12 protein-coding genes are annotated in these 14,030 nt (G+C 71.3%); 3 read left to right on the forward strand and 9 right to left on the reverse strand.

The genetic code is table 11. The features are described from left to right. On the forward strand, positions 1 to 201 hold a 201-nt coding region (locus tag ACH4S9_RS28855; RefSeq protein WP_398374455.1), incomplete at its 5' end, for a hypothetical protein. A 360-nt stretch (positions 202 to 561) separates the two neighbouring features. On the opposite strand, the gene ACH4S9_RS28860 is transcribed toward ACH4S9_RS28855, so the two are convergent. Together ACH4S9_RS28860 and ahcY are read right to left on the reverse strand one after the other, a co-directional pair. Further along, the gene (locus ACH4S9_RS28860) at positions 562 to 1,176 is read right to left on the reverse strand and encodes a hypothetical protein (protein ID WP_398374456.1); all 615 of its coding nucleotides are present in this window, start codon (positions 1,174 to 1,176) and stop codon (positions 562 to 564) included. 102 nt (positions 1,177 to 1,278) lie between these two features. Beyond that, positions 1,279 to 2,736 carry an adenosylhomocysteinase gene (gene ahcY, locus ACH4S9_RS28865; protein WP_398374457.1) on the reverse strand — a complete coding sequence of 486 codons (1,458 nt, stop codon included), beginning with the start codon at positions 2,734 to 2,736 and terminating at the stop codon, positions 1,279 to 1,281. A gap of 412 nt (positions 2,737 to 3,148) precedes the next feature. On the opposite strand from ahcY, the gene ACH4S9_RS28870 reads away from it, so the two are divergent. After that, positions 3,149 to 5,197, forward strand: a complete 2,049-nt coding sequence (locus ACH4S9_RS28870; RefSeq protein WP_398374458.1) for a fructose-specific PTS transporter subunit EIIC — start codon at positions 3,149 to 3,151, stop codon at positions 5,195 to 5,197. Positions 5,198 to 5,454: 257 nt separating this feature from the next. On the opposite strand, the gene ACH4S9_RS28875 is transcribed toward ACH4S9_RS28870, so the two are convergent. The 7 genes from ACH4S9_RS28875 to ACH4S9_RS28905 all read right to left on the reverse strand — a co-directional run bounded on the left by ACH4S9_RS28875 (position 5,455) and on the right by ACH4S9_RS28905 (position 13,212). After that, positions 5,455 to 6,375: a cation diffusion facilitator family transporter gene (locus ACH4S9_RS28875; RefSeq protein ID WP_385351603.1), complete on the reverse strand. Its 921-nt coding sequence runs from the start codon at positions 6,373 to 6,375 to the stop codon at positions 5,455 to 5,457. 95 nt (positions 6,376 to 6,470) lie between these two features. After that, the gene (gene manA / locus ACH4S9_RS28880; RefSeq protein ID WP_398374459.1) at positions 6,471 to 7,676 is read right to left on the reverse strand and encodes a mannose-6-phosphate isomerase, class I; all 1,206 of its coding nucleotides are present in this window, start codon (positions 7,674 to 7,676) and stop codon (positions 6,471 to 6,473) included. A 108-nt stretch (positions 7,677 to 7,784) separates the two neighbouring features. Beyond that, positions 7,785 to 9,005, reverse strand: coding sequence for an SIS domain-containing protein (locus ACH4S9_RS28885; RefSeq protein ID WP_311729457.1), 1,221 nt, complete (start codon positions 9,003 to 9,005; stop codon positions 7,785 to 7,787). A 58-nt stretch (positions 9,006 to 9,063) separates the two neighbouring features. Next, positions 9,064 to 9,246 (reverse strand): Trm112 family protein, encoded by a 183-nt coding sequence (locus tag ACH4S9_RS28890; protein ID WP_398374461.1) that lies wholly within the window; start codon positions 9,244 to 9,246, stop codon positions 9,064 to 9,066. A 119-nt stretch (positions 9,247 to 9,365) separates the two neighbouring features. After that, on the reverse strand, positions 9,366 to 10,727 hold the full coding sequence (locus tag ACH4S9_RS28895; RefSeq protein ID WP_398374463.1) for a phosphomannomutase/phosphoglucomutase: 1,362 nt from the start codon (positions 10,725 to 10,727) through the stop codon (positions 9,366 to 9,368). A 160-nt stretch (positions 10,728 to 10,887) separates the two neighbouring features. Beyond that, complete coding sequence (locus ACH4S9_RS28900; protein WP_311729454.1) at positions 10,888 to 12,504, reverse strand: L-lactate permease; 1,617 nt, start codon at positions 12,502 to 12,504, stop codon at positions 10,888 to 10,890. 273 nt (positions 12,505 to 12,777) lie between these two features. Further along, positions 12,778 to 13,212: a DUF3499 domain-containing protein gene (locus ACH4S9_RS28905; protein ID WP_311729471.1), complete on the reverse strand. Its 435-nt coding sequence runs from the start codon at positions 13,210 to 13,212 to the stop codon at positions 12,778 to 12,780. A gap of 294 nt (positions 13,213 to 13,506) precedes the next feature. Between ACH4S9_RS28905 and ACH4S9_RS28910 the strand changes: the two genes are divergently transcribed. After that, positions 13,507 to 13,962 carry a metallopeptidase family protein gene (locus ACH4S9_RS28910; RefSeq protein ID WP_385351609.1) on the forward strand — a complete coding sequence of 152 codons (456 nt, stop codon included), beginning with the start codon at positions 13,507 to 13,509 and terminating at the stop codon, positions 13,960 to 13,962. The last annotated feature ends 68 nt before the right edge of the window (positions 13,963 to 14,030 follow it).

The following is a 14,030-nucleotide window of genomic DNA, read 5'->3' on the forward strand; positions in this document are numbered from 1 at the left end:
TATCTGGCGTTGACTTTTGGCACGCTGTTGAGTTCTCAAGGAACGGACGCTTCCTTTGAAACCGTTTCACCGGTTTCTCCGGGCGCTTCCCTTCGGTGTTTCCAACCTTACCAGATCCGTTTTCCGGTCCGTTCCCGGTCCGAATTCCCATTTCTGGTGGCCGTTGGAGTGGCCTTTGCCTTTCGGCTGTTTCGACTTTAGCAGACTCACATCGGCCGACCTAATCGGCTTCGCGATTCCTGCGGGGATCGAAGTGTGCCTCGTTCGAATCAGAATTCAGAACCGAGGCGACCTTGGTGCTCACGGTTGCCCGCGAGCAACTGCTTACAAGCATACACTGCTTGCGCCGCAACCGTTAGAACCTACCTCACCCGACAACCCCCGTCAAGAGGTTTGGGTGAGATCAACACAGTAGCAGGTCAGAAGGGGCCTTCGCGCAGAGCGCCACACGTTGTGGACGGTGCGTCGACCCGGTGTCTCGACGGACGATGTCTCGACGTCTGTGTGAAACAACCAGCGACTCCCTGTGTAACTCCCGAGGGTGCGGGCGTCAAGGCTCCGTCAGGCGAACGTCGACGGCGGGTTCTCGAGGTCTTCGAGCTCGATCCCCGGCGCCGCCAGCACCACGTCACCAGCGATGTGGACCGAGTGCCGCTCACCCGTGTCCAGGGCGGTGACCTCGTACTCGTCCACGGTCAGCGGGCCGCTGTCGGTCGGGTGTGCCGCCCTGTCCAGCAGCACCCAGGACTGGTCGAGTGTGCGGGGCGCCAGGACGGGGGCGGTGAAGGCGACGAGGCGGACGCGGGTGGCTGGGGCGCTCGGGGCGAGGCGCAGCAGGCGGGCCGTGGCGATCAGGAAGGCCGGCGAGGCCCCGGTGAAGGAGTGGGCCGCGACATTGCCCTCGGTGGCGTGCTCTCCGGCCGGGTCGGTGCGGACCCAGGTGACGCCCTCCAGCGCCGCGCCGCGGACGCGCCAGCTCGCGGCGTTCAGCTCCAGACGGAGTGGCCGGCCCCGTTCGTCGAGTGTGAGGTCCACGGAGCCGCTGTGCTCGCCGGAGGGGGAGGTGAGCTGGGAGACATAGCGCCAGCCGCTGGGGCCGGTGGCGCAGTGGAAGTGCTCCTCGCCGAGCGGGGCGTGATCGTGCGGGTCGTGGAGGGAGTAGCGGCCGCGGGGCATGGTCCGTTCCTTGACGTGCGAAGGCCCGCCCGGACGAGTCGGTCCGGGCGGGCCCTGGGCCCCCGACTGGGCGGGGGCTTCACCGGCTACCGGGTGGTGCGATCAGTAGCGGTAGTGGTCGGCCTTGTACGGGCCCTCGACCGGGACGCCGATGTAGGCGGCCTGCTCCGGGCGGAGCGTGGTCAGCTTGACGCCGAGGGCGTCCAGGTGGAGCCGGGCGACCTTCTCGTCCAGGTGCTTGGGCAGCACATAGACGTCGGTCGGGTAGGACTCCGGCTTGGTGAAGAGCTCGATCTGGGCGATGGTCTGGTTCGCGAAGGAGTTGGACATCACGAACGACGGGTGACCGGTCGCGTTGCCCAGGTTCAGCAGACGGCCCTCGGACAGCACGATGATCGCCTTGCCCTCGGGGAACGTCCAGGTGTGAACCTGCGGCTTGACCTCGTCCTTCACGATGCCGGGGATCGCGGCGAGGCCGGCCATGTCGATCTCGTTGTCGAAGTGGCCGATGTTCCCGACGATCGCCTGGTGCTTCATCCTGGCCATGTCGGCGGCCAGGATGATGTCCTTGTTGCCGGTCGTGGTGATGAAGATGTCCGCGGTCTCCACCACGTCGTCCAGGGTGGCGACCTGGTAGCCGTCCATCGCCGCCTGGAGCGCGCAGATGGGGTCGATCTCGGTGATGATGACCCGGGCGCCCTGGCCGCGCAGCGACTCGGCGCAGCCCTTGCCCACGTCGCCGTAGCCGCACACGACCGCGACCTTGCCGCCGATCAGCACGTCGGTCGCGCGGTTGATGCCGTCGACCAGGGAGTGGCGGCAGCCGTACTTGTTGTCGAACTTCGACTTGGTGACGGCGTCGTTCACATTGATCGCCGGGAAGAGCAGCGTCCCGTCCCGGTGCATCTCGTAGAGGCGGTGGACGCCGGTGGTGGTCTCCTCGGTGACGCCGCGGATCTCCGAGGCGAGCTGCGTCCACTTCTGCGGGCTCTCCGCGAGGGTGCGGTTCAGCAGCTCCAGGATGACGCGGTGCTCCTCGTTCTCCGCGGTGGAGACGTCCGGGGCGGCGCCGGCCTTCTCGTACTCGACGCCCTTGTGGACCAGGAGAGTGGCGTCGCCGCCGTCGTCCAGGATCATGTTCGGGCCGCCGGTGGCGGTGCCCGGCCAGGTCAGCGCCTGCTCGGTGCACCACCAGTACTCCTCCAGGGTCTCGCCCTTCCAGGCGAAGACCGGGATGCCCTTCGGGTCCTCGGGGGTACCGTTCGGGCCGACGGCGATCGCGGCCGCCGCGTGGTCCTGGGTGGAGAAGATGTTGCAGGAGGCCCAGCGGACCTGCGCGCCGAGCGCGACCAGGGTCTCGATCAGCACGGCGGTCTGCACCGTCATGTGCAGCGAGCCGGTGATGCGGGCGCCCGCGAGCGGCTGGTCGGCGGCGTACTCCTCGCGGATCGCCATCAGGCCGGGCATCTCGTGCTCGGCGAGGGTGATCTCCTTGCGGCCGAAGGCGGCCAGGGACAGGTCGGCGACCTTGAAGTCCTGACCGGAGACGGCATTCGTCATCTGCTGCTCCTCAATTGATCGGTTTCGAGCGAGAGTGGTTTCGGCTGGGCATGCGGCAGTGGTTCCGCAGCGCCGTGGTCACACGGCTTGGACACACGGGTCCCCTGCTCGCAGTGCGCAGTCCGTCGGAGGCCCTCTCTCCCTCGGCCGGTCCGCGGAACGGACCGCCCGACCGCCATCAGCAGCGACGTCTGGCTCGGTCACGAATCTACACCGATCGGCGCAGCGAACCCCAGTCCGCAGCGGCTTTCTTCAACCTGTGGACGCTATCTTCGGCCGGTTCGCCGTCTGTGCCCTGCCGACCTGGGATTTGTTCCGGTCCGGACCTCTTGCAGGATGCGCTCGGCGCGGGGACCCTTGCACCTTCCCTCGCTCGATCAACGCGTTGTCAACGTTGTCAAAGGAGACCCACGTGACCAGTCCAGCCGATCCCCCCAATGGCGTGGGGGCCAGCGGACCAGGGCTCAAGCTGCTTGCGGTGACCGCCTGCCCGACCGGCATCGCGCATACCTATATGGCCGCGGAAAAGCTGGCCCAGGCGGCGGAGTCGCTCGGGCACGCCATGAAGGTGGAGACACAAGGCTCGATCGGGGCCGAGAACGTACTGTCCGACAACGATGTCAGAGACGCGGACGGCATCATCATCGCCGCCGACAAGGACGTCGACCGCAGCCGGTTCGTCGGCAAGAGGGTGCTCGTCGTCGGCGTCGCGGAGGGCATTCACCACCCCGAGCAGCTGATCGAGCAGGTCCGCAGCGCGCCGGTGTACGGCGGGGATGGTGCGGGTGGGGGCGCGGGCAGCGGTGGAGCGGGGGGCTCCGCCGGGGGCAAGGGGCGCAGCGTCACCTACAAGGCCCTGATGAACGGCGTCTCGTACATGATCCCGTTCGTCGTGGTCGGCGGGCTGCTGATCGCGGTCTCGCTCGCACTGGGCGGCGACACGACGCCCAAGGGCATCGTCATCCCCGACGACTCCTTCTGGAAGTCCGTCAACGACATCGGCGTGATCGGCTTCCAGCTGATGATCCCGGTGCTCTCCGGCTATATCGCCTATGCGATCGCCGACCGGCCGGCGCTGGTGCCCGGCATGGTCGGCGGCTGGATCGCGGCGCACGGCGAGCTGTACGACAGCGAGGCGGGCGCCGGGTTCATCGGCGCGATCATCACCGGGTTCCTGGCCGGGTATCTGGTCCGCTGGATCAAGATGGTCAAGGTCCCCAAGTTCGCCCAGCCGATCATGCCGATCATCGTGATCCCGATCGTGGCGACCTCGGCGCTCGGGCTGTTCTTCATCTATGTGCTCGGCGAGCCGATCTCCTGGGTCTTCGAGCACCTCACCGACTGGCTCGGCGGGCTGACCGGCACCAGCGCGGCGCTGCTCGGCACGATCCTCGGCCTGATGATCGCGTTCGACATGGGCGGGCCGGTCAACAAGACCGCTTTCCTCTTCGGCGCCGGCCTGGTCTCCAAGAACCCCGAGATCATGGGAATGTGCGCGGCGGCCATCCCGGTCCCGCCGCTGGGCCAGGGGCTGGCCACGCTCATCCGCCGCCGGATGTTCGACGACCAGGAGCGGGAGACCGGTCTGGCCGCGCTCTTCATGGGCTTCTTCGGGATCACCGAGGGCGCCATCCCGTTCGCGGCGGCGCGTCCGGCGCGGGTCATTCCGGCGAACATGCTCGGCGGCGCGGTCGCCGGTGCGGTGGCGGGTCTCGCGTCGGTCGAGGACAACGTGCCGCACGGCGGTCCGATCGTGGCGCTGCTCGGGGCGGTCGGCGGGGTGCCGATGTTCTTCGTCGCCGTCGTGATTGGTACGGCGGCCACGGCGCTCGCGACGATCGGGCTGATGTCGCTGTCGTTCGGCGGGGGTGCGGGGGGCTCGGCGCGGCAGGGGGCAGGCGCGGGTGTTCCCGTGCTGGTGCGTGAGCGGGTGCCGGCGGGGGTCGTGGCGGAGGGGGCGGCTGTGGCTGTTGTGCCCCAGAGGGCGGCTGCGGGTCAGGAGGGTCAGGTGCTGTCCGGGTATCTGACCGGGCGGACCGTACGGGAGCGGCTTGCGGCGGACGGCAAGGAAGCCGCCATACGCGAGATGGCCGAGCTGCTCGCCGCCTCCGGCAAGGTCGCCGATGTGCCGGAGCTGGTCCGCGCGGCACTGGCCCGCGAGGAGCAGGGCACGACCGGGCTCGGCGAGGAGATCGCGATTCCGCACGCCAAGACGGACGCGGTGACCGAGCCCGTCGTCGGGTTCGCGCGGGCGCCCGAGGGCATCGAGTGGGGTGCGCTGGACGGCACGAAGGCCAAGTTGGTGTTCATGATCGCGGTGCCGGAGGCGGCTGCGGGGGATGAACACCTGCGGATCTTGGCGCTGCTCTCGCGGAAGCTGATGAGTGCGGAGTTCCGGGAGCGGTTGCTGGGGGCGGCGGACGAGGTGGCGATTCTGCGGGTGCTCGGCGAGATCGAGTAGCGGGGTTGTGGGTGGGGCAGTGGGGTTCTCCCCTGACCCGCCCCTTCCCGAAACCGGGGCTCCGCCCCAGACCCCACGGGGCTTGGCCGCGTGGGGTCTCCGCTCCCCGTCCCCGGGCTCCGGGGACGGGGAGCGGAGTGCTCTCCTGACCCCACGGGGCGGAGCCCAGAACTCTCCGGATCACAGCGCACACCACGCCCACTGCCACGAGGCAGCGCCCCGCCCCGGGCTGGGGCGGGGCGCGGCCTCGTGGGGGGTTACGGCTTGGTGGTGCGGAGGATGTCGGGCTCCAGGTAGATCACTCGGGCGATGGGGACCGCCTCGCGGATGCGGGCCTCCGCCGCGTCGATCGCGTGGGCGACCTCCGCCGCCGTGTCGTCGTGCTGGACGGCGATCTTGGCGGCGACCAGCAGTTCCTCCGGGCCCAGGTGGAGCGTGCGCATGTGGATCAGGCCGGTGACGGTCTCGCCGTCCACGACGGCCTCACGGATCTTGGCTACCTGGTCCACGTCCGCGGCCTCGCCGAGCAGCAGGGACTTCGTCTCCGCCGCCAGGACGAGGGCGATCAGGACCAGCAGGGCGCCGATGCAGACGGTGCCGATGCCGTCCCACACGCCGTTGCCGGTGAGCACCGACAGGCCGACGCCGCCGAGGGCGAGCACCAGACCGACCAGGGCGCCGAGGTCCTCGAGCAGGACGACCGGCAGCTCGGGGGCCTTGGCCCGGCGTACGAACTGCGACCAGGACAGCTTGCCGCGGATCTCGTTCGACTCCTTTATGGCCGTACGGAACGAGAAGCCCTCCGCGACGATCGCGAAGATGAGCACGCCGACCGGCCAGTACCAGTGCTCCAGCTCGTGCGGGTTCTTGATCTTCTCGTAGCCCTCGTAGAGGGCGAAGACGCCGCCGATGGAGAAGAGGATGATGGAGACCAGGAAGCCGTAGATGTAGCGCTCCCGGCCGTAGCCGAAGGGGTGCTCCGGGGTCGCCTCGCGCTTGGCCTTCTTGCCGCCGAGCAGCAGCAGGCCCTGGTTGCCGGAGTCGGCGATCGAGTGCACGCCCTCGGCGAGCATCGACGACGAGCCGCTGAACGCGAACGCCACGAACTTGGCTACGGCGATGGCCAGGTTGGCGCCCAGCGCGGCAACAATCGCCTTGGTTCCGCCTGATGCACTCATTTTGTGCCGAATGTCCCTTCCGTCGCACGGCAGCTTTGCCGTTGCTTTACTGCGTACGGCGGGCCATTGTTGCAGCCCCGCCAAACGGCGGTGCGTCAGGCGGCGACTGTGGCCCGGAACACAGTGCCGGGCCCGGACAGCGCCACGGCCTCACCCGCCGACACGAAGGCCGACTCCCCCTGAGCCAGCCGCAGTTCGGTCCCCTCCCCGTCCGTGCCGCGCAGCACGGCCGTGCCCGAGGCGCACAGCAGGATCTGGGCGGTGCGGGAGGACAGCGGGAGGCTGCCGGTGCCCTCGGCCAGGACGTAGCGCGACAGCCGGAACTCGTCGATCGGGGTGGTGTACACCTCCTCGCCGGAGGGCTCTGCCTCCGGGCGGAGCACACCGGGGGCCGCGCTCTCGAAGTGGACGACGCGCAGCAGTTCGGGGACGTCGATGTGCTTGGGGGTCAGCCCGCACCGCAGGACGTTGTCGGAGTTGGCCATGATCTCGACGCCGAGGCCGTCGAGATAGGCGTGCGGCACGCCCGCGCCGAGGTAGAGCGCCTCGCCGGGCTGGAGCCGTACGTAGTTGAGCAGCATCGCGGCGATCACGCCGGGGTCGCCCGGGTAGTGCCGGGCGATGGAGGCGTACGCGCGGTACGCGGCGGCGTGCGGGCCGTCCTGCGCGCCGAGCCGTTCGGCGGCGGCAGCGGCCTGGTGGACGGTGTCCGCGATCGCCTCGCGGTCGGCGGTCAGTACGGCGGTAAGCACCTCGCGCAGCGCGTGGGACTCCGGGTGGGCGTGCAGGACGTCCACGTACGGCTTGAGCGAGTCCACCTCAAGGGCGGCCAGCAGTTCGCCGGCCTGGTCGGCGTCGCGGAAGCCGCACAGCCCGTCGAAGGGTGTGAGGGCGCATATGAGTTCGGGCTTGTGGTTGGCGTCCTTGTAGTTTCGGTGGGCGGCGTCGAGCGGGACGCCGCGCGCCTCCTCGTCCGCGAAGCCCGCCCCGGCCTGGGCGAGGTCGGGGTGCACCTGGAGCGAGAGCGGCGAGGCGGCGGCGAGCACCTTGAGCAGGAACGGCAGCCGCGGCCCGAAGTGGCTTACGGCGTCCGGGCCGAGCTCGCCCTCGGGGTCGGCGGCGATCACGTCGGAGAGGGCCACCGGGCCCTCGCCGCGGTCCACCCGGGACGGCGCCCCGGGGTGCGCCCCCATCCACAGCTCGGCCTGCGGCTCGCCCGTCGGCTCCGTGCCCAGCAGCTCGGGGATGGCGGTGACGGAGCCCCAGGCGTAGGGGCGGACGGTGTTGACGAGGCGGTCCATGGAGTGCGGTTCCTGACTGTACGAAACTGTACGAACTCTGCGAGCAGGGACGTCGAAACCCCGGGAGTCTTCTGAAGACTTCCGCGGGTTACCGACAGGGGTGCTCGGTCATGATCCCTCCGCCGAGGCGAGCGCCAGGTAAACGGCGGTGAAATCCGTGATGGCGAGCAGTTCCGCCGCGCACTCCAGGACGCCGCCGCTGCCCGGTTCGAGCTCGCTGAGCGCCGTGTCGTGGGCGAGCGCGAGCTCCCGGGCGGTCGGCACGGCCGAGAGGGAGCCCACCGGTTCGTCGTACAAGAGCACAACCCGGGCCCGGAGCGCCTCGGCCTCCTCCACCCGGTCGCGGAAGAAGTCGTCGGGGTCCGCGCCGCCGGCCAGCGACCCGGCGAGCAGCGTGCCGTGGGCGGCGAGCGCCCCGGGCAGCTCGGCCACGAGCGCGGCGCGCCCGGCGAGCAGCGCGAGCAGGCCCGCGAAGCGCCGCCCGGCGGCCGCCGCGACCGGCCCTTCGGTCCACAGCAGCGGCAGCGAGCCGGCGAGCTCGGCGGCGAGGGCCTTGGCGGGGTTGGTGTAGGTGGCGATGGCCGGGCCGCAGCGCTCGGCGACCTGGTCCAGCCGGTCGGCCACCTGCTGGAGCGCGCTGGGCGGGGCGGACACCAGGCCGATGCGGTCGACGAGGACCAGCAGCGGGGTGAGCAGCGCCCACAGGGTGCCCGGCAGCGCGGGCCCCGTCACCTCGTCCGGCGCCGTGCCCGTCGGCTCGGTGTGCTGCCCCTCGGCCTGCGGGGATCCGGCGGGCGCGGGCGGCGCCGTGTCGTACGGGGCCGAGCTGTTGTACGGGGTGGTGGCCAGCGGGACCATCAGCCCGCGCGCCTGCTCGACGGTGCCGGCCAGCGGGGAGTGCGCGGGCGCGACCGCCACGATCGAGCAGCCGCGCCGGTACGCCTGCTCGACCAGCGGCGGCAGCCCCGGCTCCGCGCCGTCCGGCGTGACGAGCAGCAGCAGGTCGAGCGGGCCCGCCCAGCCGGGCAGCGTCCAGCGCAGCGCGCCCGGGGCGGGCGCCACGCCCGTCGGCGCGATCAGGCTGACCGGGCAGTTGTTGCCGCTGAGGGCGCCGAGGAGGTCGGCGGTGCTGCTCCCGGCCGCGCCGGGGCCGGCGACCAGGACGGTCCGCGGCCGGCCGTCGGGCTTGAGGTCGGCGACCCCCGCCTCGGCCGCGTACCGGGCCGCGGTGCGCACCCGGGCGCCGGACTCGGCGACCCCGCGCAGCAGCCCGCGGGTATCCGCGCGGGCGAGGGCTTCGGGGGCGTCGAGGAGGGATTCGTCGAGCATGGTGCTTCGGCCTCCGATCGCCGTGGGCGGGGCGGTGCGGGAACTGCGCGGGATGCCGTCAGGCCGGCCGGCGCGCCTCGTCGACCAGCAGCACGGGGATGTCGTCCCGGACCGGGTAGGCGAGGCCGCACCCCTCGCCCGCGCACACCAGCTCGGGCGTCTCCGGCCCCTGTTCCTCGCGCAGCGGCGCGTGACACGCCGGGCAGGCGAGGATGTCCAACAGACCGGCTTCGAGCGGCATGGGGCGTCGTCCCTTCGGTTTGGGTCCAGCGTGGTCAGCGTACCGCCGGGGAAGGGGCGGCGCGGCAGCAGCGTCGCCCCCTCCCTTCCGGGCTCGGTACCGCCCCTGGGGGCCGTCGCTCAGGCGCGGACGATGGCCAGGGCCTCGTCGCGGACGCGGGCGACGGTTTCCGCGTCGCGCGCCTCCACGTTGAGGCGCAGCAGCGGCTCGGTGTTGGAGGGGCGGAGGTTGAACCACCAGTCGGCGGCCGTCACCGTCAGCCCGTCCAGCTCGTCGAGCTCGACGTCGTCGCGCCCCTCGTAGGCGGCCTTGACGGCGGCCATGCGCCCGGCCTGGTCGTCCACGACGCTGTTGATCTCGCCGGAGGCGGCGTACCGGTCGTACGCGGCGACCAGCTGCGACAGCGGGCGGTCGGACTGCTCGCCGAGCGCGGCCAGGACGTGGAGGGCGGCCAGCATGCCGGTGTCGGCGTTCCAGAAGTCGCGGAAGTAGTAGTGCGCGGAGTGCTCGCCGCCGAAGATCGCGCCGGTGCGGGCCATCTCGGCCTTGATGAAGGAGTGCCCGACGCGGGTGCGGACCGGGGTGCCGCCGTGCTCCTTGACGACCTCGGGGACCGACCATGAGGTGATGCAGTTGTGGATGACCGTCCCGCCCGGGTGCTTGGCCAGCTCGCGGGCGGCGACCAGGGCGGTGATCGCGGAGGGGGAGACCGGCTCGCCGCGCTCGTCGACGACGAAGCAGCGGTCGGCGTCGCCGTCGAAGGCGAGGCCGATGTCGGCGCCGGTCTCGCGGACGCGCGCCTGGAGGTCGACGATGTTCTTGGGGTCGAGCGGGTTGGCCTCGTGGTTGGGGAAGGTGCCGTCGAGCTCGAAGTACATCGGGTCCAGCTCGAGCGGGAGCCCGTCGAAGGTGGTGGGGACGGTGTGGCCGCCCATGCCGTTGCCCGCGTCGACGACGACCTTCAGGCGGCGGTTGCCGGTGAGGTCGACGAGCGAGCGCAGGTGGGCGGCGTACTCGTCGAGCACGTCCCGCTGGGTGATCGTGCCGCGGTCGGCGACCGGGCCGGGGGCGCCGCCGGCGGACCACTCCTCGACCAGGGCGCGGATCTCGCCGAGCCCGGTGTCCTGGCCGATGGGGGCGGCGCCCGCGCGGCACATCTTGATGCCGTTGTACTGGGCGGGGTTGTGGCTGGCCGTGAACATCGCGCCGGGCAGGCCGAGATGTCCGCTGGCGAAGTAGAGCTGGTCGGTCGAACACAGTCCGATCTCGGTCACCTCCGTGCCGAGTGCGGCGGCCCCGGTCGCGAAGGCCCGTGACAGGGCGGGCGAGGAGGGCCGCATGTCATGGCCGACGACGATCGCCCGTGCGCCGGTCACCCGGGCGAAGGCGGCGCCGAACAGCTCGGCGAGCGGCTCGTTCAACTGGTCCGGGACCACACCGCGCACGTCGTACGCCTTCACGATCTGCGACAAGTCGGTCACAGCAGTCCCTTCTGGAGGTCTCTACTTCGGGGGTCTTCTTTTGAGGTCTTCTTCTGGGCGTTCCGGGGCCTCTCTTGGAGGCCTCCGGACCTCAAAACCTACCCGTACGACCTGGGGGGCAACTGTGAAGCCCGTCGCGCGGCGCGCTCGGGGCGGCCGCTCAGGGCAGCATCCAGCCCAGCAGGAAGGACGACTGGGCGACGACGATGAGACACATCACCAGCAACAGGGCCAGACTCCATGGCAGCACCTTGCGCAGCAGATCCCCCTCGCGCCCCTTGAGGCCGACGGCCGCGCAGGCGATGGCGAGGTTCTGCGGGGAGATCATCTTGCCGAGGACGCCGCCCGAGCTGTTGGCGGCGGCGAGCAGGTCGGGCGACAGCCCGGACTCCCGGGCGGCGGTCACCTGGAGGGCGCCGAAGAGGGCGTTCGCGGAGGTGTCCGAGCCGGAGACGGCGACGCCGAACCAGCCGAGCACCGGGGAGAGGAAGGCCAGCCCGGCCCCGGCCGCCGCGACGAAGTGGCCGATGGTGGCGGCCTGTCCGGACAGATTCATGACGTAGGCGAGGGCGAGGACCGAGGTGACGGTGAGGATCGCGTGGCGCAGCTCGCGCACGGTGGCCGCCCACTCCCCCAGCGCCTGCCGGACCGGGACCCGCAGCACGACGGCGGTGGCCGCGCCCGCGAGCAGCACCAGCGTGCCGCCGGTGGAGACCAGCGGCAGGGCGAAGACATTGCCGCCGACGGGATCGCCGTCGGGATTCGCCACATCCAGGAAGGGCCAGTCGAAGGTGCGGGTGGCCTCGGCGAGGGCGTCCTTGACCGGCCCGATCTGGGCGAGGGAGAAGATCACGACGATGAGCGCGTACGGGGCGTAGGCGCGCAGCACCTCGGGGCGCGGGTCCTCGCGGTCCAGGTCGTCGCTGCGTACGCCGGTCAGCACGGCCGCGCGCACCTCCTCGCGGGCGGGCTTGCGGGCGCCGGGTACGGCGACGAGCGCGGCGGCGCCCAGCAGCGCCGCGCCGATGTCGGCGAGCTGCGCGGAGAGGTAGTTGGACGCGGCGAACTGGGCGGCGGCGAAGGCGACTCCGCAGGCGAGCGCGGGCGCCCAGGTCTCCCGCAGCCCGCGCCGGCCGTCGACCAGCGCGACCAGCAGCAGGGGGACGACGAGGGCCAGCAGCGGGGTCTGCCGCCCGACGACGGAGGCGACGGAGTCCAGCGGGAGCCCGGTGACCTGAGCGAGGGTCACGACCGGGGTGCCCATGGCGCCGAAGGCGACGGGGGCGGTGTTGGCGACGAGCGCGACGACGGCGGCGCGGGCCGGCTCGAAGCCGAGCGCGACGAGCATGACCGAGCAGATGGCGACGGGGGCGCCGAACCCGGCGAGCGCCTCCAGCAGCGCGCCGAAGCAGAAGGCGACGACCAGGGCCTGGATGCGCGGGTCGGCGGAGAGCCGGCCGAAGGAGCGGCGCAACACGTCGAAGTGGGCGGTGTGGACCGTCATGCGGTACACCCACAGGGCGTTGACGACGATCCACATGATGGGGAAGAGACCGAAAAGCGCCCCCTGGGCCGCGCTGGAGAGGGTTTGGCCGACGGGCATGCCAAAGCCGAGCCAGGCGACCAGGGCGGCGACGGCGAGGCCGATGGGGCCGGCGTAGTGGGCCCGCATCCGCACCCCGCCGAGGAGCACGAGGACGGTGACGAGGGGGAGGGCGGCGACGAGGGCGGACAGGGAGAGGGAGCTCGCGACCGGCTCCAGTTGCTGCACGAACACACAGGCCTCCCGGCATTCGGTTCGTCTCTTCCGGTGTCCCGGGACCCGGGCACCGGGGAGTCGCCCCTGGAAAGCCGTATCCGCGATGCGAAAACACAGCCCCAGGGATGCAGGAATGGTCGTGTCCGCGACAAGTTCTGGTCAATGCCTCGGCGGCAACGGATCGGCAAGTGCCGGGAAGAAGTTCGAGAAACGGCCTCAGGGAGAGGTCCGAGGAGGGGGTTTGAAGAAGGGCCTCAGGGCGTCAGGGCCTCAGGGCGGCGAGGGTGGCGCTCAGGAGTCCGGTGAGCGCAGGACCCTCAGATGGCCACGGCGGGAGACCTCCCGGGGGTCGCCCTCCCGGCCGCCCGTCCCGGGCCCCGAGGGCCCGCCGGACGCGCGCTCCTGGGGGCGGGCGGCCTCGCGCACGGCATTGGCCAGCGCCTCCAGGTCGTCACCGCTGGGGCGGGGCGGGCCGGTGTCGACGGCCAGCCTGACGACCTCCCAGCCGCGCGGGGCGGTCAGCCGCTCGGAATGCTCGGAGCACAGGTCGTAGCAGTGCGGCTCGGCGTAGGTGGCGAGCGGCCCGAGGACTGCTGTCGAGTCCGCGTAGACGTACGTCAGCGTCGCGACGGCGGGGCGGCCGCACGCGGTGCGCGAACAGCGACGTACAGGGCTCACGACGTTGGACGGTACCGCACTCTTGAGCGGGCCGCGACGACTCTCCACCAGCTCACTCCGCCGTGTCGTCACGGTTCGCCCCCTGCGTCCCGATCCGTGAACCGCCGCGCTGACCAGCGCGGACTCCGGCACGGACGATGACCGGCGAGAACGGATCCGGTCATCGAGCGATCCGATATAGATCATCTTGCGTGGGAAAGCCGACCCGTGGGGCGACTGTTTTCGGTCGCAAGCACGACTGGAACGCTCATCCGGCGACACGAGAGTGACAGCAACGCGACATCTGAGGCGCTGTCCGGTAAGCGCGTGCCCGAGAGCCCGCGACGGCTACCCTCATGAGTGATGACCAGGCCCGTACCGCCCCACCAGTCCGAGCCGCGCCCGCGCCGCCGCGATCGACACGGGCGCGGGATGCGCGGTCCGATCGCGCCGCCGCAGGTGCCGCTCTCCGTCAGCCGCGCGGAGTCCTTCCTGGATCTCGTCCAGGAGTCCGCGGAACGGCTGGAGAGACGCTGGCCACAGCTGTCCGCCGTCGACTTCGCCGTGCTCGAGGTGCCGGTCCCGGCCGCGCCCGGCGGCGCGGGCGGCTGGGACGGCGAGTCCGTGCCGCTCGGCCGGTTCATCGCCGCGCGCGGCGACAGCCCCGACCGCATCGTGATCTACCGCCGCCCGGTCGAGATCCGCGCCAAGACCCGCGACGAGCGCGCGCTGCTCGTCCACGAGGTCGTCGTCGAACAGGTCGCCGAGCTGCTCGGCCTCGCCCCGGAGCTGGTGGACCCGCGCTACGGGCAGGACTAGTCGCCAAGGCTCATGTTGTGGTGAATACGGGACAGCGACACGCCGTCGTCACGGCGTGTCGCTGTCCC

The sequence above is a fragment of the Streptomyces sp. NPDC021225 genome (genome assembly GCF_044332865.1).
Lineage (GTDB): Bacteria > Actinomycetota > Actinomycetes > Streptomycetales > Streptomycetaceae > Streptomyces.